General features: G+C 68.0%; 18 protein-coding genes. 7 read left to right on the plus strand and 11 right to left on the minus strand.

Annotation, left to right across the window (positions count from 1 at the left end; genetic code table 11):
* Positions 1-5 precede the first annotated feature (5 nt).
* Positions 6-200: a hypothetical protein gene (locus tag OG718_RS20895; protein ID WP_055611106.1), complete on the minus strand. Its 195-nt coding sequence runs from the start codon at positions 198-200 to the stop codon at positions 6-8.
* A gap of 176 nt (positions 201-376) precedes the next feature.
* Here OG718_RS20895 and OG718_RS20900 point away from each other — a divergent pair, with 176 nt between their 5' ends.
* On the plus strand, positions 377-2,494 hold the full coding sequence (locus OG718_RS20900; RefSeq protein WP_328844782.1) for a S9 family peptidase: 2,118 nt from the start codon (positions 377-379) through the stop codon (positions 2,492-2,494).
* A gap of 149 nt (positions 2,495-2,643) precedes the next feature.
* Here the strand turns inward: OG718_RS20900 and OG718_RS20905 are convergent, their stop codons facing one another.
* From OG718_RS20905 to OG718_RS20925, 5 genes are read right to left on the minus strand one after another with little or no spacing between them, the layout of a single operon-like run.
* The gene (locus tag OG718_RS20905; protein WP_143636604.1) at positions 2,644-3,768 is read right to left on the minus strand and encodes an ABC transporter ATP-binding protein; all 1,125 of its coding nucleotides are present in this window, start codon (positions 3,766-3,768) and stop codon (positions 2,644-2,646) included.
* The gene (locus OG718_RS20910) at positions 3,761-4,744 is read right to left on the minus strand and encodes an ABC transporter ATP-binding protein (protein WP_055611117.1); all 984 of its coding nucleotides are present in this window, start codon (positions 4,742-4,744) and stop codon (positions 3,761-3,763) included. Before OG718_RS20910 ends, OG718_RS20905 begins: the two co-directional genes overlap by 8 nt.
* 5 nt (positions 4,745-4,749) lie before the next feature.
* The gene (locus OG718_RS20915) at positions 4,750-5,763 is read right to left on the minus strand and encodes an ABC transporter permease (RefSeq protein ID WP_143636606.1); all 1,014 of its coding nucleotides are present in this window, start codon (positions 5,761-5,763) and stop codon (positions 4,750-4,752) included.
* Positions 5,756-6,679, minus strand: a complete 924-nt coding sequence (locus tag OG718_RS20920) for an ABC transporter permease (RefSeq protein ID WP_143636607.1) — start codon at positions 6,677-6,679, stop codon at positions 5,756-5,758. The genes OG718_RS20915 and OG718_RS20920 overlap by 8 nt, the downstream gene beginning before the upstream one ends.
* 54 nt (positions 6,680-6,733) lie before the next feature.
* Complete coding sequence (locus tag OG718_RS20925; RefSeq protein ID WP_143636609.1) at positions 6,734-8,377, minus strand: peptide ABC transporter substrate-binding protein; 1,644 nt, start codon at positions 8,375-8,377, stop codon at positions 6,734-6,736.
* Positions 8,378-8,725: 348 nt separating this feature from the next.
* Here OG718_RS20925 and OG718_RS20930 point away from each other — a divergent pair, with 348 nt between their 5' ends.
* The 6 genes from OG718_RS20930 (at position 8,726) to OG718_RS20955 (ending at position 15,419) form a co-directional block, all read left to right on the plus strand.
* Entirely contained in the window at positions 8,726-9,754 is a 1,029-nt protein-coding gene (locus tag OG718_RS20930) for an ABC transporter permease (RefSeq protein ID WP_143636610.1), read from the plus strand.
* 120 nt (positions 9,755-9,874) lie between these two features.
* On the plus strand, positions 9,875-11,659 hold the full coding sequence (locus OG718_RS20935) for an ABC transporter substrate-binding protein (RefSeq protein ID WP_328844784.1): 1,785 nt from the start codon (positions 9,875-9,877) through the stop codon (positions 11,657-11,659).
* A 23-nt stretch (positions 11,660-11,682) separates the two neighbouring features.
* The gene (locus OG718_RS20940; RefSeq protein ID WP_328844785.1) at positions 11,683-12,666 is read left to right on the plus strand and encodes an ABC transporter permease; all 984 of its coding nucleotides are present in this window, start codon (positions 11,683-11,685) and stop codon (positions 12,664-12,666) included.
* Positions 12,667-12,680: 14 nt separating this feature from the next.
* On the plus strand, positions 12,681-13,709 hold the full coding sequence (locus tag OG718_RS20945; RefSeq protein ID WP_143636616.1) for an ABC transporter ATP-binding protein: 1,029 nt from the start codon (positions 12,681-12,683) through the stop codon (positions 13,707-13,709).
* Positions 13,710-13,768: 59 nt separating this feature from the next.
* Entirely contained in the window at positions 13,769-14,818 is a 1,050-nt protein-coding gene (locus OG718_RS20950; RefSeq protein WP_328844786.1) for an ABC transporter ATP-binding protein, read from the plus strand.
* Between the two features lie 16 nt (positions 14,819-14,834).
* Positions 14,835-15,419, plus strand: a complete 585-nt coding sequence (locus OG718_RS20955) for a Uma2 family endonuclease (RefSeq protein ID WP_143636620.1) — start codon at positions 14,835-14,837, stop codon at positions 15,417-15,419.
* Between the two features lie 12 nt (positions 15,420-15,431).
* Here OG718_RS20955 and OG718_RS20960 read toward each other — a convergent pair whose 3' ends face one another.
* From OG718_RS20960 to OG718_RS20980, 5 genes are all read right to left on the minus strand, one after another.
* Positions 15,432-15,824 (minus strand): VOC family protein, encoded by a 393-nt coding sequence (locus OG718_RS20960; RefSeq protein WP_260695104.1) that lies wholly within the window; start codon positions 15,822-15,824, stop codon positions 15,432-15,434.
* A gap of 214 nt (positions 15,825-16,038) precedes the next feature.
* Complete coding sequence (locus OG718_RS20965; RefSeq protein ID WP_143636622.1) at positions 16,039-17,157, minus strand: ABC transporter ATP-binding protein; 1,119 nt, start codon at positions 17,155-17,157, stop codon at positions 16,039-16,041.
* 12 nt (positions 17,158-17,169) lie between these two features.
* A complete protein-coding gene (locus OG718_RS20970; protein ID WP_306938224.1) occupies positions 17,170-18,231 on the minus strand; it encodes an ABC transporter ATP-binding protein in 1,062 nt (353 codons plus the stop codon).
* Between the two features lie 10 nt (positions 18,232-18,241).
* Positions 18,242-19,219, minus strand: a complete 978-nt coding sequence (locus OG718_RS20975) for an ABC transporter permease (RefSeq protein ID WP_143636626.1) — start codon at positions 19,217-19,219, stop codon at positions 18,242-18,244.
* A gap of 105 nt (positions 19,220-19,324) precedes the next feature.
* A complete protein-coding gene (locus tag OG718_RS20980; protein WP_328844787.1) occupies positions 19,325-21,130 on the minus strand; it encodes an ABC transporter substrate-binding protein in 1,806 nt (601 codons plus the stop codon).
* Positions 21,131-21,175: the final 45 nt, after the last annotated feature.

Below are 21,175 nucleotides of genomic sequence, written 5' to 3' on the forward strand. Positions count from 1 at the left end.
GCGGGTCAGAACTTGATGTCTCCGATCATGCCCGCGATGTTCGTGGTCAGGTCGTTGATCGTGGGCGCGATCGTCGAGCTGGCCAGGTAGAAGCCGAACAGGACACACACGATGGCGTGAGGCGCCTTCAGTCCTGATTTCTTGATCAGGATGAAGACGATGATCGCCAGCAGCACCACCGCCGAAATCGAGAGTGCCACGGCGGCTCACCTCCAAGGATCCCAGGGACGCGGGGGGTCGGACGATGGGGGCAGTAAATCCGTACAACGGCCAGCAGGTTGATACCCACGCAGCAGTAGTGATCATAACTATTCGTACGTGCGCATTGATCGGCGCACGGCCGCACAAGGGGGCGCATGGCCAATATGGTCGGAGCATGACGACCGAGCCTCTCTCCTTTCCGCGCCGGCAGGCGCGCACCCTGCGCTTCACGCTCGGCGCGCCCCGTGCGTTCACCGTGGCGCCCGACGGTTCCCGTGTCGTGTACCTGCGGTCCGCGTCCGGTACCGACCGGGCGAACCAGCTGTGGGTCCTCGACGTGGCGGACGGCGAGGAGCGTCCCGCCGCGGATCCGGGGGCGCTGCTCGGAGGCCGCTCGGAGCGCTTGTCGGCGGCGGAACGGGCCCGGCGCGAGCGCAGCCGTGAGGGCGGGGCGGGCATCGTCGGCTATGCCACCGACACGGCCGTGGAGTTGGCGTCGTTCGCCCTGTCGGGGCGGCTCTTCACCGCGGAGCTGCGGGCGGGCACGGCACGCGAACTGCGGGTCCCCGGGCCGGTGCTTGACCCCCGCCCGTCCCCCGACGGACGGCTCGTCGCGTACGTCTCCGGTGGCGCCCTCAGGGTCGTCGGCGCCGAGGGGGAGGACGACAGGGCGCTCGTGGAGCCCGAGTCCGACACGGTCACCTACGGTCTCGCCGAGTTCATCGCGGCCGAGGAGATGGGCCGCTCGCGCGGTTTCTGGTGGTCGCCGGAGTCGGACCGGCTGCTGGTCGCACGGGCCGACGACGCCCCCGTACGCCGCTGGTGGATCTCCGATCCGGCGCATCCCGAGCGGGATCCGCAGCAGGTCGCCTATCCGGCGGCCGGGACGGACAACGCGGAGGTGCGGCTCTTCGTGGTCGGACTCGAAGGGGCGCGCACCGAGGTCGCGTGGGACCGGGCGCGCTACCCCTATCTGGCGCGGGTGCACTGGTCGGCGGCCGGAGCACCGCTGCTGCTCGTCCAGGCGCGCGACCAGGCGAGCCAGCTCTATCTGGCCGTCGACCCGGACACCGGGGCGACCCGGATGGTGCACGCGGACGAAGATCCACAATGGCTTGATCTTTTCCCCGGGGTACCGAGCTGGAGCCCGAGCGGACAGCTCGTGCGGATCGCGGACGAGGGCGGGGCGCGCGTACTCGCGGTGGGTGAACGCCCTCTGACGGGCCCGCAGTTGCATGTGCGAGCGGTGCTGGACGTGTCGGACGACGACGTACTGGTCTCCGCGTCGGCCGGTACGGCGGCGGCCGCCCCGGAGATCGGCGAGGTGCACGTCTACCGGGTCAACGACCTTGGTGTGGAACGCATTTCACAGGAGCCGGGCGTCCACTCGGCGGTGCGCGCGGGCGGTGTGACGGTGCTGGTGTCGGCCGTGCCGGACCGGCCGGGCGCCCAGGTGCACGTGCTGCGCGAGGGCAAGCGCGCGGCGATCGTGGCCTCGTACGCCGAGGACCCCGGACTGAGCCCGCACGTGACGCTTACGGAGGCGGGCGAGCGCCGTGTGCCGTGCGCCGTTCTGCTCCCCACCGACTACACCGACGGTCCGCTGCCGGTGCTGATGGACCCGTACGGCGGACCGCACGGGCAGCGTGTGCTGGCCGTGCACAACCCGTATCTGACCTCGCAGTGGTTCGCCGACCAGGGGTTCGCCGTGATCGTCGCGGACGGGCGGGGCATGCCGGGCCGCTCGCCCGCCTGGGAGAAGTCGGTCAAGGACGATCTCGCGGCGGTCGTCCTCGACGACCAGATCCACGCGCTCCGGGCGCTCGCCGAACGCTTCCCGCTGGACCTGGACCGGGTGGCGATCCGCGGCTGGTCGTTCGGCGGCTATCTCGCGGGGCTCGCGGTGCTGCGCCGCCCCGACGTCTTCCACGCGGGCGTGGTGGGCGCGCCGGTGACGGACCAGCGGCTGTACGACACCCACTACACGGAGCGGTATCTGGGTGACCCGAACACGCAGCCGGAGGTCTACGCGGCGAACTCGCTGATCGACGACAACGGTCTGGTGGGGGCCGCCGAGCCGGCCCGGCCGATGATGATCGTGCACGGCCTCGCCGACGACAACGTGGTGGTGGCGCACTCCCTGCGGCTGTCCTCCGCGCTGCTGGCCGCGGGCCGCCCGCACGAGGTGCTGCCGCTGTCGGGGGTCACGCACATGACCCCGCAGGAGCAGGTCGCGGAGAATCTGCTGCTGCTCCAGGTGGACTTCCTGAAGCGGTCCCTGAACCTGGTGTAGAGATGCGACCGGCCGGGGAGACATGGCGCGCCCCGGCCGGTCTACGGCACCCGCACGGCCGTACGCTGTTCAGACTGACGCGTCCGTATATCGGTATCGGGTCGGTGAAGTTGCCTGCGTGTTAACGAAGTTGATGCGTGTTTGTCGTGTTATTTCACGTCGTCCGTGGGCTCGTCCTGGATCTTGTCCACGGGACCGTCGGGGGCCTTGTCCGTGGGTCCGCCAGGGCTCTCGTCCGTCGGCTCCTCCGGCGGGACCACCTGCTTCTCCTCCGCGAAGTGGCACGCCGAGTCATGTGCCGCGGGACCGGCCGCCTCGTACCGGAACTCCGCGGGCACCGCGAGCAGCGGGACCTCCAGGGCGCAGCGCTCCTCGGCCTTCCAGCAGCGGGTGCGGAAGCGGCAGCCGGAGGGGATGTTCGCCGGTGAGGGCACGTCGCCGAAGAGGATGATCCGCTCCCGGTGCTCGCGGGCCTCGGGGTCCGGGACGGGCACGGCGGACAGCAGGGCCTGTGTATAGGGATGCGTCGGGTGGTCGTAGATCTCGGCGTCCTTGCCGATCTCCACGATCCGCCCGAGGTACATCACCCCGACCCGGTCGGAGATGTGCCGCACGATCGAGAGGTCGTGCGCGATGAACACGTACGACAGGTCGAACTCGCTCTGGAGCCGGTCCATCAGGTTGATGACCTGGGCCTGCACCGACACGTCGAGGGCGGACACCGGCTCGTCCGCGACGATGATCTCGGGGCGCAGGGCCAGACCGCGGGCGATGCCGATGCGCTGGCGCTGGCCGCCGGAGAACTGGTGGGGATAGCGGTTGATGTACTCCGGGTTGAGCCCGACCACGTCCAGCAGGTCCTGGACCTTACGGCGCCGGTCGCCCTTCGGCGCGACCTCGGGGTGGATCTCGTACGGCTCCCCGATGATGTCGCCGACGGTCATGCGCGGGTTGAGCGAGGTGTACGGGTCCTGGAAGACCATCTGGATGTTGCGGCGCACGGCCTTCAGTGCGCGGCCGGAGAGCCTGGTGACGTCCTCGCCCTTGTACGCGATCTCGCCGGCCGTCGGCTTCTCCAGGTTGACCAGCATCTTGGCGACCGTGGACTTGCCGCAGCCGGACTCGCCGACGATGCCGAGGGTCTCGCCCGCGGCGAGTTCGAAGTCGACGCCGTCGACGGCCTTCACCGCGCCGATCTGTTTCCTGAAGACGATGCCCTGGGTGAGCGGGTAGTGCTTGACCAGGCCCCGCACCTGGAGGATCGGCTCAGCCATGGAGGCACTCCCTCCAGAAGTGGCAGGCGCTCACGCGGTCCGTGCCCGCCTCGGTCACCTCGTACAGCGGTGGCACGTCGGTCCGGCAGACGTCCTGGGCCAGGGGGCAGCGCGGGTTGAAGGCGCAGCCGGGCGGGATGTGCATGAGGTTCGGCGGCAGGCCCTTGATGGCGTACAGCTCCTTGCCCTTCTGGTCGAGCCGCGGGATCGACTCCAGGAGGCCCTTCGTGTAGGGGTGCGCGGGGGCCTTGTAGATGTCGTGGACCGGGGCGGACTCGACGATCCGGCCCGCGTACATCACGGCGATCCGGTCGGCGACGTCCGCGACCACGCCGAGGTCGTGGGTGATGAGGATGAGCCCCATGTTGAGCTCGCGCTGGAGCTCGGCGAGGAGGTCCATGACCTGGGCCTGGACGGTGACGTCGAGGGCGGTGGTGGGTTCGTCGGCGATGATCAGGTCCGGTTCGAGGGCCAGCGCCATGGCGATCATGATGCGCTGGCGCATTCCGCCGGAGAACTGGTGCGGGTAGTCGCCGACGCGGGCCGCCGCGGCCGGGATGCGCACCCGTTCCATCAGCTCGATCGCCTTGGCCTTGGCGGCCTTCCGGGACATGCCCTGGTGGACGGTGAACATCTCGCCGAGCTGGGCGCCGACGCTGAGCACCGGGTTCAGGGACGACAGGGCGTCCTGGAAGATCATCGCCATTTGGGCGCCGCGGACCTTGCGCCGCTCCTCCTCCTTGAACTTCAGGAGGTCCTCGCCCTGGAAGAGGATCTCGCCCGCGGTGATCTTCCCGGGCGGTGTGTCGAGGATGCCCATGATGGCCTGGGCGGTCACGGACTTGCCGGAGCCGGACTCGCCGAGCACGGCGAGCGTCTCGCCCTCGTCCACGCTGTAGGAGACGCCGTTGACGGCCTTGGCCACCCCGTCCCTGGTCCTGAACTCCACGTGCAGATCGCGCACTTCGAGCAGCACGGCGGTCACCTCAGCTTCGGGTCGAGGGCGTCGCGCACCGCGTCGCCGAGCATGATGAACGCGAGGACGGTGACGGCGAGGGCCCCGGCCGGCCACAGGAGCGCGTGCGGGGCCGTGCGGATGTACTGGGACGCCGAGGAGATGTCGATGCCCCAGCTCACGGTGGGCGGCTTCAGCCCGACCCCGAGATACGAGAGGGTCGCCTCCAGCGAGATGTACGTACCGAGCGCGATGGTCGCCACGACGATGACCGGGGCGATGGCGTTGGGCGTGATGTGCCGCAGCAGCATCCGCGAGTTGGAGGCGCCCAGCGCCCGGGCCGCCTGGACGTAGTCGTTCTGCTTGGTGGTGATGACGGATCCCCTGGCGATACGGGAGATCTGCGGCCAGCCGAGCAGCACCATGAACCCGATCACCGGCCAGACCGTGGAGCTGGTGACGACGGACAGCAGCACCAGGCCGCCGAGGACGACGGGGATGGCGAAGAAGATGTCGGTGATCCGGGACAAGACCGCGTCCCCCGCCCCGCCGAAGAACCCGGCGAGCCCGCCGAGCACCGAGCCGAGGATGGCGACCCCGAGCGTGGCGCACACGCCGACGGTGACGGAGACCCGGGCCCCGTACACCGTGCGGGTGTAGACGTCGCAGCCCTGGCCGTTGAAGCCGAAGGGGTGTCCCGGCTGGGAGCCCTCCTGGGCCTTGGCGAGGTCGCACTTGAGCGGGTTCTGGGTGGCGATCACCCCCGGCCACAGGGAGATGAAGAGCAGGAACAGGATGATGAGCGCCGAGATGATGAAGACGGGGTTGCGGCGCAGGTCCCGCCAGGCGTCGGACCAGAGGGAGCGCGGCTTCTCCCCGGGGCCCGTGCCGTCCGGTCCGTTCGGTCGCTTCTCCAGGGTCTCGGCCTCCGCCGTGGCCAGGTCCATCGCGCCGCCCATGCCCGTCGCGGCGATGGCGCCGTCCTCCGGGGCGCGGCCCCCGCCCGACAGGTGCGGCTCACGCGGCATCGGTTCAGGCATAGCGGATCCTCGGGTCGAGTACGGCGTACAGGAGGTCGACCAGCAGGTTGGCCACCAGGAAGACGAGGACCAGGACGGTCACGAAGCCGACGACGGTCTGGGTGTTCTGGCGCAGGATGCCCTGGTAGAGCTGGAAGCCGACGCCGTGGATGTTGAAGATGCGCTCGGTGACGATCGCGCCGCCCATCAGCGCGCCGATGTCGGTGCCGATGAAGGTGACCACCGGGATCAGCGAGTTGCGCAGCAGATGCCGGGTGATGACCCGGTGCCGGGGCAGCCCCTTGGCGACGGCCGTACGGACGTAGTCGGCGCGCCGGTTCTCCGCGATGGAGGTCCGGGTCAGCCGGGTCACGTACGCCAGGGAGACGGACGCGAGCACCAGGCCCGGCACGATCAGCTCGTCGAAGGGGGCCTCCGGGGAGACGGACGGACTGATCCAGCCCCATTCGACGCCGAGCAGCAGCTGGAGCAGCAGACCGGTGACGAAGGTCGGCACGGAGATGACGACGAGGGTGACCAGCAGGACGCCGGTGTCGACGGGACGGCCCCGGCGCAGTCCGGTGACGACGCCGAGCGTGATGCCGATGACGATCTCGAAGAGGATCGCCACGATCGTGAGCCGGATGGTGACCGGGAAGGCGCTCGCCATCAGCTCGGTGACCTCCTGGCCGTTGAAGGCCGTGCCGAAGTCGCCGGTGAAGACGTTGCCCATGTACGTCACGTATTGCTGCCACAGGGGCTTGTCGAGGCCGAACTCCTTGCGCAGCTGGGTGGCCGTGGCGGGGTCGCACTGCCGGTCGCCGCACAGGCCCGCGATGGGGTCGCCCATCACGTTCACCATCAGGAAGATCAACAGGGTGGCGCCGAAGAAGACCGGGATCATCTGCAGCAGGCGCCGGATCACATACCGTCCCATGAGGGCTCCGGAGGTAGGCGGGGGCACCCGTGTGTCGACGGGTGCCCCCGCGGCTCAGCTGACCTTGATCTCGTTGTAGACGGGGACGCTGAACTGGTTGAGCGCCACATCGGAGACCCGCTCCGAGTAGCCGGCGCTGCCGTTCTGGTACCAGAGCGGGATGGCACCCATGTCGTCCCGCAGGACCTCCTCGGCCTGCTGGAAGAGGTCCACGGCCTTGGCCTGGTCGGTCTCCGCGTTGGCCTCGTTCACGAGCTTGTCGAACTCGGCGCTGGTCCACTTGCCGTCGTTGGACGAGGCGTTGGTGTAGTACAGCGGCTGCAGGAAGTTCTGGATCAGCGGGTAGTCCATCTGCCAGCCGGCCCGGAAGGGGCCGGACATCTTGGACTGGGTGATCTGGTTGCGGAAGTCGGCGAAGGTTCCGATGGGGTTGCCGACGCAGGCCTTGTCGTTGTCCAGCGCGTTGTTGACGGAGTTGCAGACGGCGTCCACCCACTCCTTGTGGGAGCCGGTGTCCGCGTTGTACGAGATCTTGACCTGGCCGCCGGGCAGCCCGCCGCCCTCCTCGATCAGCTTCTTGGCCTCGTCGGGGTCGTACTCGCAGGCGTCACCGCACAGCCCCTCCTTGAAGCCGCCGGCCTCGCCGAGGACGGGCGAGGTCCAGTCGGTGGCGGGTGTGCGCGTCTTCTGGAAGATGGTCTCGGTGATCTGTTCGCGGTCGATGGCCCGGGACAGGCCCGTGCGGACCTTCTCCATGCCGTCCTTGTCCCAGGCCTTGTCGTAGAACGGGAAGGCGAGGGTCTGGATGATGCCGGCGGGCGTGTTGATGTACCGGTCGCCGAGGTCGCTCTTGGCGTTCTTGAGCTGGGAGGCGGGCACGTCGTCGACGAGGTCGAGGTTGCCGGCCATGAGGTCCGTGTAGGCGGTGTTGTTGTCGGTGTAGACCTTGAGGTCCACACCGCCGTTCCGCGCCTTGTCCTCGCCCGGGTACTGCACCCACTGGCGCATCTTCATCACCGAGCCCTTGGCGTACGAGTCGATGGTGTACGGGCCGTTGCCGACCGGCTTGCTCAGCCAGCCCGCGTGGTCGTCGAAGAACGACTGCGGCAGCGGGGAGAAGGCCGCGTAGCCCAGGGTGTCGGGGAAGGTCGAGAACTTCTGGTTGAGCTTGACCGTGAAGGTGTTGGGCCCGGTGACCTTGAGGCCGGAGAGGGTGTCGGCCGTCTGCTTGCTGCCGTCCTCCGGGTGCGTCTTGTCGTAGCCGTCGATGTACCCGAAGAAGTACGCGTTCTTCTGGTTGTTCTTGAGGCTGGCGCCGTAGTTCCAGGCGTCCACGAACGACTTGGCGTCGACGGCCTCGCCGTTGCTGAACTTCCAGCCGCTCTTGACGGTGACGGTGAAGTTCTGCGAGTCCGAGGTCTCGATCTTCTCGGCGAGCATGTCGTTCGCCTTGCCGGTCTTGGCGTCGTAGCGCTTGAGACCGCGGAAGAGCATGTCGAGGACCTTGCCGCCCTGCACCTCGTTGGTGTTGGCCGGCTCCAGGGGGTTCTGCGGGTCACCCCACGAGGAGCTCACGATCCCGGAGCCGTCGCCGTCGCCGCCGCCGCTGTCGCCGCCCCCGTCGTCCCCGCAGGCCGTCGCGGCGAGAGCTACCGCCGCCGCGCATGCGGCCCATCTGGCGTGCGTGGCTCCACGCATGGAGTGCCTCCTCTTCAGTGCGCTGTGGCCCCGGCGCGGGAGCGCTGTGCCTTCAGCGCCCAATATCGGGGCATAAAGGACGTGACGCCCATTCATCCCACTCTTACGAGTGGGAACACCCTCCGAATGCACGTATGCCGAAACATGGCGAACCGCATATCGGACCTCACTTTGGTCATGGCAGTACCAAGCCACGCCAAGCGGGCGGCCAGCCCCAGGTCAAACGGCAAAAGACCAGATCAAAGCCGTCAACGTTTCATTGACGCTGCCTGAACGGCGTTGAAATGGTCGCGCTAGCCGGTGGGTCGCATCCTGCAGACCCGCATGACAGTTCGGGCCAGGAGCACGATGACCTCGCCTACACCCTCTGCCACCACCGCACCCATGGTGGTGGCCGAAGACGCCGTACCGACGGCGCCGAAGACCCCACCTCGTGGCGGTGACAGCCGCTCCCCCGGCAGGCTCGCCTGGCTGCGCTTCAAGCGCGACCGCACGGGTGTGGTCTCGGCCTGTGTGGTGCTGGTCTTCTTCGTCGCCGGAATCGGCGCCCCGCTGATCGCCAGGCTGTACGGCAAGGATCCGTACACGACCTACGGTCAGAACACGGCGGGTCTGCTCAACGACTTCGGTTTCCCCGTCCGGCCCAACGGCGGCATCAGCGGCGGCTTCTGGTTCGGCGTCGAACCGCAGCTCGGACGGGACGTCTTCACGCTGCTGCTCTACGGCATCCGCAACTCCCTGCTGATCGCCACGGTGACGACCCTGCTCGTCACCCTGCTGGGCATCGTCGTCGGGCTCACGGCCGGCTATCTCGGCGGCCGGACCGACTACCTGGTCGGCCGGGTCATCGACATCCTGCTGGCCTTCCCCTCCACGCTCTTCTTCATCGCCTTCTGGCCCGTGATGATCTCGATCCTCGTCTCGCCGGAGGACGCCACCCCGACCTGGCTCACGGTGGTCAGCCTGATCTCGGTGATGACCGCGTTCGGCTGGGCGCCCATCGCCCGGCTGCTGCGCGGCGAGGTACTGGCCCTGCGCGAGCGGGAGTTCGTGGAGGCGTCCAAAGTGACCGGTGCGTCGCCGGCCCGGATCATCTTCAAGGAGCTGCTGCCGAACCTGTGGACGCCGATCCTCATCCAGGCGACTCTCGCGCTGCCGATGTACGTCACCACGGAGGCCGCGCTCGCCTTCCTCGGGGTGGGGCTCAGCGACCCGACGCCCGACTGGGGCGTGATGATCCAGCGCGGGGCGCAGGTCTATCAGAACGACATCACCTACATGCTCTTCCCCGGCTTGACGATGGTGATCTTTGTGATCGCCTTCAACCTTCTTGGGGATTCCGTACGGGACGCTCTGGATCCGAAAACTCGGCGTTGACGCTCCGCTGGATGCCGTCATGGATCTGCGGGCTCGTCGTGGCTGATCGCGCAGTTCCCCGCGCCCCTGAAGGGGCGCCCCCCTCTTCTCCCCTCATCCCTGAATTCAGGCAGGACACCCATGTCTATTTCGCGCAGAAACTTTGTCATCGCCACCTCCGTCGCGGCTGGCGGCTCCATGGTGCTCTCGGCCTGCAGCAGTGGTGGGGGCGGCGGCGGTACGGGCGGCGGCGGCTCGACGAGCACCGCCAAGTACTCCGCGGTCAGCATCGGCACCGCGGACGACTCCACCGGACCCGCGCCCGCGGTCGCCGGGGCACGCAAGGGCGGGACGATCCACCCGATAGGGCCGGACGACTTCTCGCACCTCGACCCGCAGCGCATCTACTACTCGTGGAACTCCACGGTCGGCAACCTCTACATCCGCTGTCTGACCGGCTACAAGATCGCCTCCGGCGGCGCCATGAAGCTCGTCGGCGACCTCGCCACCGACACCGGCACCATGTCCGACGACGGCAGGACCTGGACCTTCACCCTGAAGGACGGGCTGAAGTGGGAGGACGGCAGCGAGCTGACCGTGGAGGACGTACGCCACGGCATCGAGCGCGGCTTCGCGAGCTTCACCACCGAGGGGGCCACCTACCTCCAGTCCGCGCTGACCGGCACGAACGACTTCCGCTCGGTCTACAAGGGCCCGTACGGCGGCAAGCACCTCAGCTCGGTCGTCACGGACACCGCGAAGAAGACCATCACCTTCCACCTGAAGACGGCCCGCCCGGACCTCAACTGGACGCTGGCGATGCACTCCTACGGAGCCGTGCCCGTCAAGCACGACACCAAGGAGAAGTACGACAAGGACCCGGTCTCCTGCGGTCCGTACCGGATCAAGCAGCACTCGGTCGACAAGTCCCTGACGCTGGTGCGCAACACGCACTGGGACCCGGCGACGGACCCGATCCGCAACGCCTACCCGGACTCCTTCGTCTTCGAGTTCGGCCCGGAGGGGCTCCAGGCAACGGACCGGCTGATCGCCGACTCCGGGGACGACCAGTACGCGGTCATGGCGTACAGCGGGGTGCCGGCCGAGCGCATCCAGAAGGTGCTCGGCACGGCCGACCTGAAGGCCCGGAGCGTCGACGGCCTGCTGACCGGCCTCTACTACTACGCCATCAACTGCAAGCGGATCACCGATGTGAAGGTGCGCCAGGCGCTCAACTACGCCTGGCCGCTGGAGCAGATCCGCCGGATCTACGGCGGCCCGTCCGCCGGCGAGTACGCGACCACCGTCCTCTCCCCCGACATCGCGGGCCGCGTGAAGTTCGACGTCTACGGCAAGCTGACCAAGCCGCAGGGCGACACGGCGAAGGCGAAGGCCCTGCTCAAGGAGGCCGGGAAGCTCGGCCAGAAGATCGTCTACACCTACCCGCAGGGCGCGAGCGACGCGTACGACAAGACCAAGGTCGTCATCGCCGCCGCTCTGAAGGAGGCCGGCTTCGACCCGGTCGTGAAGCCCGTCGAGTCGACCAGCTATTACGACCAAGTGCAGCAGATCGACAACCAGTTCGACGTCATGTGGTTCGGCTGGGCCCCCGACTGGCCCACCGGCTACACCCTCCTCCAGCCCCTCTTCGACGGCACCACGATCGCCAACGGCGCCAACAACGTCTCCCAGCTGAACGTGCCCTGGGTGAACGCGGCCATCAAGAAGAACGCCGTCATCCCTGACGCGACCAAGGCCAACGCCGCCTGGGCCGCGCTGGACCGGCAGATCATGGAGAAGGAGGCGCCGATCATCCCCGAGACGTACCAGCGCCGCTACTACCTGTACGGGGACAAGGTGGGCGGGGGCGAGTTCGACCCGCTGTTCTCGGCGTTCATCCTCTACAAGCTGTACGCCAAGGCCTGAGGCCACCAGGGAATCGCATCGCCATGTTCCGCTTCCTCGTCCGTCGGACGCTCGGCGCGCTGCTGATCCTGCTGATCATCAGCGCCCTCACCTTCGTGCTCTTCTACGTCGCCCCGCGGGATCCGGCCCGGGCCGCCTGCGGCAAGCTCTGCACGCCCCAGACGCTCGCGCTGGTCCGGCACAACCTCGGGATCTCGGACCCGCTGCCGGTCCAGTACTGGCACTGGCTCGTGGGCGTGTTCGCCGGCCGTGACTACACGGGGCTCGGGCACTGCCCCGCCCCGTGTCTCGGCTACTCGTTCACCAACCACGAGCCGGTGCTCGGCCTGATCACCGACCGCTTCCCGACGACGCTCTCGCTCTCCATCGGCAGCGCGGTGGTGTTCGTGGTCTTCGGCGTCGGTACGGGCATGATCGCGGCGGTCAAGCAGGGCAAGGCGCTGGACAAGATCGCGTCCTCCGCCTCACTGGTCGGCTCGTCGCTGCAGATCTACATCGTCGGTGTGGTCGCGATGTACTACCTCTCCGACGAGTGGCATCTGCTCCCCCGGCCACAGGACAGCACCGGGTTCACCCAGGATCCGGGCGCGTGGTTCAAGGGGCTGCTGCTGCCGTGGCTGGTCCTCGCGCTGATCTTCACGGCCAACTACACGCGGATGACCCGCTCCCAGCTCGTGGAGAGCCTCAGCGAGGACTACGTACGCACGGCCCGTGCCAAGGGCCTGTCCCGCCGGACGGTCTTCTTCCGGTTCGCCTGGCGGGGCGCGATGGGCCCGATCGTCACGATCCTCGGCCTCGACATCGGCTATCTCCTCGGCGGCGCGATCATCACCGAGGAGACGTTCGGACTGCACGGCATCGGCGCGCTGTCCATCAAGGCCGTACGGGACAACGACCTGCCGCTGCTGCTCGGCGTCGTCCTCACCGCGGCCGCCGCGATCGTCGTCGCCAACATCGTCGTCGACGCCGTCTACGCCCTCATCGACCCGCGGATCCGGCTCGCCTAGGAGAGGACGACCTCATGAGCACCCCCTTCCTCTCCGTACGCGACCTGCGTGTCGCCTTCTCCACCGAGGACGGCCTCGTCAGGGCCGTCGACGGACTCTCCTTCGACCTCGCCCAGGGCAGGACGCTCGGCATCGTGGGAGAGTCCGGCTCGGGCAAGTCCGTCACCAGCATGGCGGTCCTCGGCCTGCACGACCGCGAACACACCGACGTGGACGGCGAGATCCTCCTCGACGGCAAGGATCTGCTGGCCGCGACCGAGCGGGAACTGGAGCGGCTGCGCGGCAACACGATGTCCATGATCTTCCAGGACGCGCTGGCCTCGCTCTCGCCCTTCCACACGGTCGGCAAGCAGATCGGCGAGACGTATCGCAAGCACACCGGGGCCTCCCGGCACGAGGCCCGGGCGCGGTCGGTCGAGATGCTCCGACGGGTCGGCATCCCGCAGCCAGACCTGCGCGTGGACGACTATCCGCACCAGTTCTCGGGCGGTATGCGCCAGCGCGCGATGATCGCCATGGCGTTGGTCTGCGACCCGCAACTGCTGATCGCCGACGAACCGACCACGGCCCTGGACGTGACGGTCCAGGCCCAGATCATGGACCTCCTCAAGGACCTCCAGCAGGAGTTCGGCACGGCGATCGTCTTCATCACCCACGACCTGGGTGTCATCGCCAACATCGCGGACGACGTGCTGGTGATGTACGGCGGCCGGTGTGTGGAGCGGGGCACGCGGAACCAGGTGCTGCGGACACCCCAACACCCGTACACCTGGGGCCTGCTGGGCTCGATGCCGAGCCTCGACGGACCGGTCGACGTGCCGCTGTCGCCGATCCCGGGTCTGCCGCCCTCGCTGCTCAACCCGCCCTCCGGCTGCCGCTTCCACCCGCGGTGCGCGTTCGCGGAGAAGGTCCACGGCGGGCTGTGCGCCACGGACAGCCCGCCGCTGGAGATCAACGGCGGCGGCCGCGGCACGGCCTGCCACCTCACCGCCGAGCAGCGCCGCGAGTTCTTCGTCGACTACGCGACGCCGCAGCCCGGCTGACGCATCGGTCCAACTGACGATCAGTCCAACCGGCTTACGAGAGAAGGAAATTCACGATCATGAGCGGCACGGACACCCTCCTGAGCGTCGCCGGGCTCACCAAGCACTTCCCGGTACGGGGCGGCTTCCCCGTCCGCCGCACGGTGGGCGCGGTGCAGGCGGTCGACGGTGTCGACCTCACCGTCGGCGAGGGCGAGAGCCTGGGCCTGGTCGGCGAGTCCGGCTGCGGCAAGTCGACGACCGGGCGGCTCATCACCCGCCTCCTGGAGCCGACCGCCGGGAAGATCACGTACGCGGGCCAGGACATCACCCACGCCGGCCGCAGGGAGCTGGCGCCGTTCCGCTCAGAGATCCAGATGATCTTCCAGGACCCCTACGCCTCGCTGAACCCGCGGCACACGGTCGGGAAGATCGTCTCCGGCCCCATGGAGATCAACGACATCAATCCGACGGGCGGCCGCGAGACGCGCGCACGCGAACTCCTGGAGATCGTCGGCCTCAACCCGGAGCACTACAACCGCTTCCCGCACGAGTTCTCCGGCGGCCAGCGCCAACGGATCGGCGTGGCAAGGGCATTGGCTCTGAACCCGAGGCTCATCGTGGCGGACGAGCCGGTCTCCGCCCTGGACGTGTCGATCCAGGCCCAGGTGGTGAACCTCCTCCAGACCCTGCAGAGGGACCTGGGCATCGCGTTCGTCTTCATCGCCCACGACCTGGCGATCGTCCGCCACTTCTCGCAGCGCGTCGCCGTGATGTACCTCGGCCGCATCGTCGAGACCGCCGGCCGCGACGACCTGTACGAGAATCCGCGGCACCCCTACACGCGGGCGCTCCTGTCCGCGGTCCCGGAGGCGACGGCATCGAACGTCCCGGCCGCCCGGACACGCATCCGCCTGACCGGAGACGTCCCTTCCCCCCTCAACCCCCCGTCCGGCTGCCGCTTCCGCACCCGCTGCTGGAAGGCGACGGAGAGGTGCGCGGCGGAGACGCCTGCGCTGGTGCGGGTAGAGGGGAACGGGGTGGGGCATCTGACGGCTTGCCATTACCCGGAGGCCAGGGACACGGTCCCTGGGCCCCGGCCCTCCGAGGGCCCCGGGATCGCGGCCTGACACCTACCCTGAAGTCATGGACTACGCGAAGATGCGCGCGATCGCCGAGGAGCTCACGGAGTTCGCCGAGCACCTTGAGGGAGCGTGGAACGTCGAAATCGGGCCCTCCGGGCCGTTCCTTGCCATGATGAGCCCCTCGAAGCGCCACGAGGGCGCGGTCCGACGCATCCGGAACCAGCTCAACGAGCAGCTCCCCGCCACCCACCCCGGCTACGTCTGCGAGAACGGTCCCGAGATCGAGCACCCGTCGATCGGCCGCATGCGGCGCCCCGACGCGGTCGTCATCCCCGAGGACGTGCTCGACGAGGAGGGCCTCGCCGTCGACGCGAGTCAGGTGCTGGCGGTCGTCGAGATCGTCTCGCCTTCCAATCCGGACAACGACTACGGTGCGAAGCTCACCGAGTACCCGGCCATGGGTATCGCCCACTACCTGATCGTGGATCCGCGCACGGGCACGATCGAGGCGCACTCCGACCCGTGCGGGGACCGGTACCAGCACAAGAACCCGTACATCTTCGGAGACACCGTGCCGTTCGGCCCGTGGACCGTGGAGACGGCTGCCTTCCGTCGCTACGGGAAGGCGGGAGGCACGCAGCCGTAGCCGGTGTCGGGCTCAGCCCGGCTCCCCCCGCTCCACGCAGAATTCGTTCCCCTCGGGGTCCTCCATGGTGACCCAGCCGCCGCCGTCGGGGCGCCTGCGGTCCTCGATCACCCGGGCGCCGAGGGTGATCGCGCGCTCGACCTCCTCCTCGCGGGTGCGGCCCTTGGGCTTGAGGTCGAAGTGGATGCGGTTCTTGGCCGTCTTGCCTTCCGGGACGCGGACGAAGAGCAGCCTCGGGCCGCCGTCGGGGTCCGCGATCAGTGCCTCCGGGTCACCGGGCTTGTCGTCGTCGGCCAGTGGCCGGCCGAGCAGCTCGCTCCAGAACAGCCCGAGGTCGTACGGGTCTCCTGTGCAGTCGAAGGTGATGCTGTGGATCCCCGGCGCCAACTGCTTCTCCCGACTCAACTGTCTCCTCCCGAACGAGTCTTCGCCCCCGCCGCCCCTACCCATTCCCGTCCCTTTCGGGGGCCAGCCCCCGAACCCCCGCTCCTCAAACGCCGGAGAGGCTGAATTTCAGCCCGTCCGGCGTTTGAGGACGAGGCCGTTCAGGCCGACAAGGGGGGTCTGGGGGCGCAGCCCCCAGGGACGGGACGGGTAGGGGCGGCGGGGGCGAGGAAGGTCAGTCCTTCGTGACGTCCTGCTCAAGCGCCGCCAGGGCCGGGTCCAGGACGATGTCCTCGTCGCGGGCCTCCGTCGTCGGGTCCTCCGGAAAGTGGCAGGCCGTCAGGTGACCGGACCGGTTGCCGGAGATCTGAACCAGCGGAGGCTCCTCCGTGGCGCACTTGTCCTGCGCCTTCCAGCAACGCGTGCGGAACCGGCAACCGCTCGGCGGATGGATCGGCGACGGCACGTCACCGGAGAGCCGAATCCGCTCCCGGTCCTCGACCTCGTCGTCGAGCGCGACCTCCGGAACCGCGGACAGCAGAGCGTGCGTGTAGGGATGCCGCGGCCGGTTGTAGATGGAGTCCCGGTCCCCGACCTCCACCACCTTGCCGAGGTACATCACCGCGAGCCGCTGCGAGAAGTGCCGCACGATCGCCAGGTCGTGGGCGATGAAGAGGAAGGCGATGCCCATCTCCTCCTGGACCTTCTGGAGGAGGTTCACCACCTGGGCCTGGATCGACACGTCCAGGGCGGAGACCGGCTCGTCCGCGACGATCAGCTTCGGGTTCAGCGCCAGGGCCCGGGCCACACCGATGCGCTGGCGCTGACCGCCGGAGAACTCGTGCGGGAAGCGGTTGTAGTGCTCCGGGTTGAGACCGACCAGTTCCAGGAGTTCGCGTACACGCGTCTCGCGGCCGCCCGTCGGATTGATCCCGTTGACCTCCATCGGCGACTTGATGATCGTGCCGACGGTCTGCCGCGGGTTCAGCGAGGAGTACGGGTCCTGGAAGATCATCTGGATCTCGGACCGTACGGGCGCTATCTGCTTGCGCGAGGCGTGGGTGATGTCCTGGCCCGCGTACGTGATCTTCCCGGCGGTCGGCTCCAGGAGGCGGGTGATGAGCCGGCCCGTCGTCGACTTGCCGCAGCCGGACTCGCCGACCAGGCCGACGCTCTCGCCGACGCCGACGGTGAGGTCGACACCGTCGACCGCCTGCACGGCTCCGACCTTGCGCTTGATCGGGAATCCGCCGTAGATCGGGAAGTGCTTGGTCAGGCCCTCGACGGAGAGCAGCGGTTCGCCGACTCCGTCGACGGGGCCCTGCGGCTTAGGCAGGGTGAGTTTGTCGCTCATGTCTCGTTCTCCCTAGCCCAGCCGGGGTTTGATCTGTTCGATGAAAAAGGTCGACTTCTGCGCCGCGTCGAGATGACAGGCGGCGGCCCGGCCATCGGGCAGCTGCGGCCGCTCGTCCGAGCAGCGGGTTCCGCCGACCTCGGCGGTGAAGCCGCAGCGCGGGTGGAAGGGGCAGCCCGTCGGCGGGTTCAGCAGGCTGGGCGGGGACCCGGGGATCGGGGTGAGCGCCTGTGCCGTGTCACCGCCGAGGCGCGGCATCGAACTCAGCAGGCCCCAGGTGTAGGGGTGCTGGGGGTTGCGCAGCACCTCGCGGACGCTGCCGCGTTCCACGGCCCGGCCCGAGTACATCACCAGCAGGTCGTCGGCCATCTTGGAGATGACGCCGAGGTCGTGCGTGATGAAGATGATCGCCGAGCCGAACTCCTGCTGGAGGTCCTTGAGAAGGTCGAGGATCTGCGCCTGGACGGTCACGTCCAGGGCCGTGGTCGGCTCGTCCGCGATCAGCAGGTCGGGGTCGCAGATCAGCGCCATGGCGATCATCGCGCGCTGGCGCATACCGCCGGAGAACTGGTGCGGATAGTCGTTGAAGCGCATGGCGGGCTGCGGGATGCCGACCTTGTCGAGCATCTCGATGGCCCGCGCCTTCGCCTCCTTCTTGGAGGCGCCGGTGTGCTTCATGAACGGTTCCGCGATCTGCCGGCCCACCGTGTAGTACGGCGAGAGCGCGGTCAGCGGGTCCTGGAAGATCATCGCGACCTTGTTGCCGCGGAGCTTCTCCATCTCCTTCTCGGTCGCCGTGACCAGTTCCTTGCCGTCGAGGACGATCTCGCCCTCGACGGTGGAGGTCTTGGGGTTGTGCAGGCCGAGGACGGTCAGGTTGGTGACGGACTTGCCGGAGCCCGACTCACCCACGATGCCGAGCGTCTTGCCTCGTTCGACGTCGAAGGAGAGCCCGTCGACCGCCTTCACAATGCCGTCCTCGGTGGAGAACCGCACCCGCAGGTCGCGGACCGAGAGGAAGGACTCCGGCCCGCTCGGGGCCTTCGCGCCTTCGGTCTTGGTCAGTGTGGTCACGGTATTTCTCCTAGGCGAGGCGCACGCGCGGGTCGATGTAGGCGTAGGCGAGGTCCACGATGATGTTCAGGATCAGGATGAAGAAGGCCCCGAACAGCATGACGCCCATCGTCAGCGGAAGGTCCTTGGTCAGCGAGCCCTCGACCGCGAGACGCCCGATACCGGCCAGGTCGAAGGTGAACTCCGTGACCACCGCGCCCGAGAGCAGCGCGCTGAGGTCCATGCCGATGATCGTGACGATGGGGATGAGTGAACCACGCCAGGCGTAGCGGAAGAAGACGTACCGCTGTCGCATGCCCTTGGCGCGGGCGGTGCGGACGTGCTCCTCCTGCAGCTGCTCGATCATGGTCGAGCGCGCCATACGCGTGTACTGGGCGGTGAAGATCGTGGCCATCACGGCCCAGGGGATCAGCATGCCCATGAACCAGCCGCCCGGGTCGTCCGTGAACGACACGTACTTGGGGTTCTCCAGCCAGCCGGTGTTGTAGACGAGGAGGCTGAGGACGATGGGACCCAGGAAGTAGATCTGGAACGAGCTGAGCACCATCGAGGAACCGCTGACCACCTTGTCGACGGCGGTACCGCGCTTCCAGGCGGCGAGCAGACCCGTGCCGAGACCGAACAGCAGGAAGATCACCAGGCCGCCGAGGGTCAGCGAGAGCGTCAGCGGGAAGCGGTCCATGATGGAGTCCCAGACGAAGTCGCCGCTGTCGAAGGAGACACCCAGGCACGGGGCGGAGCAGTGTCCCTGCGGGAAGTCCCGGCCGGACACGATGCCCATCATGAATTCCCAGAACTGGGTGGTGATGGGCTTGTCGAGGCCGAGGTTCTCACGGATGACCGCGATGTTCTCGGGGGAACAGTTCTTGCCGCAGGACAGCTGCGCGAAGTCCTGGGGGATTGTGTAGAACAGGAAGAACGTGAAGGCGCCGATCAGGAACATGATCACGACGGCGCCGCTCAGCCTGCGGATGAGGAACTGAAGCATGGCGGGTGGGTGCTCTCTTCGGAACGCGGCGGCAGGAGGGGGATACCGTCCGCGGGGGTGCGCTCCGCCTGGCGCACACCCCCACGGATCAGCCGAGCTGAGGGATTACGGCTTCTTCAGGTACAGGTCGTTGATGTCGATGTAGCTCGACTCCGTGCTGTACCGGGCACCGCCGATGTTCGAACCGTAGAGCTGGATCTGCTTCGAGTAGTACACCGGGGCACCGGGGTTGATCTCCTCCACGATGCGGTGGTGAGCCTGCTCCCAGGTCTTGGCGGCTTCCTCGGGCTCCTGCGTCACGGCCTTCTGGATGAGGGCGTTGACCTGCTTGTCGTTGATGTGCGAGTAGTTCGGCGAACCGTCGGCGACCTGCGTGCCGTCGTAGACCGGCGTGATGACCGTGCCCGGCGACGGCCAGTCCTGGCCCCAGCCGGTCATGTACAGGTCGTACGGGTTCTTCAGCTTGCCGACCTGCTCGTAGAAGGTCGCGCGGTCGATCTCCTTGGCCTGGACGTCGAAGCCGAGCTTGTTCAGCGCGTCCTTGATGATGAGCATCTGGGCCTGGCCACGCGGGGTGTTGGAGTAGGCGTAGCTGAGCTTGGTGCCCTGCTTGACCCCCGCCTCCTTCAGCAGCGCCTTGGCCTTCGCCGGGTCACCGTTGGGCTTCTTCAGCTTGCCGAACGGGTCGTACGTCGGGTCGAAGCCCGGGAGGGTCGGCGCCATCAGACCGCCGGCCACCTCGCCGCCGTAACGGCCGCCGTCCGCCTGGACCATGGACTGGTTCGGGATCGCGTAGGTGATCGCGTCGCGGACCTTCTTGTCCTTCATCTTGGCGCTGTCGAGGTTGTAGGAGAGCTGCCACACGTAGGGCTGGTAGCCCTGGATGGTGCGCTTCTTCGCGGCCGCGTTGCCGATGACCGTCGACAGCTGGGCCGGGTCCACCGAGTCCGTGAACTGGATGGCGTTCTTGGCCTCGCCCTGGTCGGCGAGCAGACGCTTGGTCTGGCTGGCCTGGTCGATGGTGTTGCTGAAGTTGTAGCCGTCGACGTACTGGTGGCGCACCGAGTCCGTCTTCGGGTCCCACTGGGTGTTCTTGACCAGCGTCACCGACTTGCCGGCCTTGTACTCGGCGACCTTGTACGGGCCGAGGGCGGCCGGGGCCTTGTCGTACTTCTCCTTCGTGTCCTGCTTCTCGGGCACGATGGCGTAGCCGGCCATGGCCAGGGCCTGCGGGAGGTCCGGCTGGGCCGTCTTGAAGTGGAAGACGACGGTCTTGGCGTCCGGGGTCTCCAGGACGGAGTCCGGCAGGTGCTTGCCCTTGTACGGGCCGTCCGGCAGCGCCTTGCGGTACTCGGCGCCCGAGAGCCAGTTCTGGACGTAGGTCGGGCCGTCGAAGATGAACTTGGCGTACTGCCGCTCGATGGTGTGGCGGACGTCGGCGGACGTGATGGCGTTGCCGTCCTCGTCCTTGATGCCGTCCTTGAGGGTGTACGTCCAGGTCTTGCCGCCTTCGGACGACTTGCCGGAGTCGGTGGCGACGTCACCGACGACCGTCAGGTTGCCCTTGTCGTCCTCCTGGAAGTTCGTCAGACCGCGGTGGACCAGGTTGGCGAACTGGCCGGCGTCGCTGACGTAGATCTGGCCCGGGTCCATGTGGGTCAGGTCGGACTGCTGGTAGACGTTGATGGTGCCGCCGGTCTTGGCCCCCGCCACCGCTTCGGCCGGGCCGTTCGACGCCTGGGCATCACCGTAGGCGACAGGCGTCGACTGCGAGGCGGCATCTTCCTTGGACTTGGAGTTGTCCTTGGAGTTGTCCTTGCCGCTGTCACTGGAGCAGCCGGTCAGCGCCAGCGACCCCGCTGTGATGGCGACGGCTATAGCGCGCACGGTGCGCGTTCTGATGGGCTTCATGATGCCGATGCACCTACCTGTCGATAGTTGTCCACGAGTACTGCC

Origin of the sequence: Streptomyces sp. NBC_00258 (assembly GCF_036182465.1) — a bacterium.
Classification (GTDB): Bacteria; Actinomycetota; Actinomycetes; order Streptomycetales; family Streptomycetaceae; genus Streptomyces.

Excerpts from the sequence above, each read along its gene's own strand:
- OG718_RS20915 (WP_143636606.1), bottom strand. The coding sequence starts at position 5,763 with ATGCCTGAACCGATGCCGCGTGAGCCGCACCTGTCGGGCGGGGGCCGC.
- OG718_RS20980 (WP_328844787.1), bottom strand. The coding sequence starts at position 21,130 with ATGAAGCCCATCAGAACGCGCACCGTGCGCGCTATAGCCGTCGCCATC.
- OG718_RS20950 (WP_328844786.1), top strand. The coding sequence starts at position 13,769 with ATGAGCGGCACGGACACCCTCCTGAGCGTCGCCGGGCTCACCAAGCAC.
- OG718_RS20975 (WP_143636626.1), bottom strand. The coding sequence starts at position 19,219 with ATGCTTCAGTTCCTCATCCGCAGGCTGAGCGGCGCCGTCGTGATCATG.
- OG718_RS20930 (WP_143636610.1), top strand. The coding sequence starts at position 8,726 with ATGACCTCGCCTACACCCTCTGCCACCACCGCACCCATGGTGGTGGCC.
- OG718_RS20945 (WP_143636616.1), top strand. The coding sequence starts at position 12,681 with ATGAGCACCCCCTTCCTCTCCGTACGCGACCTGCGTGTCGCCTTCTCC.
- OG718_RS20925 (WP_143636609.1), bottom strand. The coding sequence starts at position 8,377 with ATGCGTGGAGCCACGCACGCCAGATGGGCCGCATGCGCGGCGGCGGTA.
- OG718_RS20940 (WP_328844785.1), top strand. The coding sequence starts at position 11,683 with ATGTTCCGCTTCCTCGTCCGTCGGACGCTCGGCGCGCTGCTGATCCTG.
- OG718_RS20900 (WP_328844782.1), top strand. The coding sequence starts at position 377 with ATGACGACCGAGCCTCTCTCCTTTCCGCGCCGGCAGGCGCGCACCCTG.
- OG718_RS20965 (WP_143636622.1), bottom strand. The coding sequence starts at position 17,157 with ATGAGCGACAAACTCACCCTGCCTAAGCCGCAGGGCCCCGTCGACGGA.
- OG718_RS20905 (WP_143636604.1), bottom strand. The coding sequence starts at position 3,768 with ATGGCTGAGCCGATCCTCCAGGTGCGGGGCCTGGTCAAGCACTACCCG.
- OG718_RS20935 (WP_328844784.1), top strand. The coding sequence starts at position 9,875 with ATGTCTATTTCGCGCAGAAACTTTGTCATCGCCACCTCCGTCGCGGCT.
- OG718_RS20920 (WP_143636607.1), bottom strand. The coding sequence starts at position 6,679 with ATGGGACGGTATGTGATCCGGCGCCTGCTGCAGATGATCCCGGTCTTC.
- OG718_RS20955 (WP_143636620.1), top strand. The coding sequence starts at position 14,835 with ATGGACTACGCGAAGATGCGCGCGATCGCCGAGGAGCTCACGGAGTTC.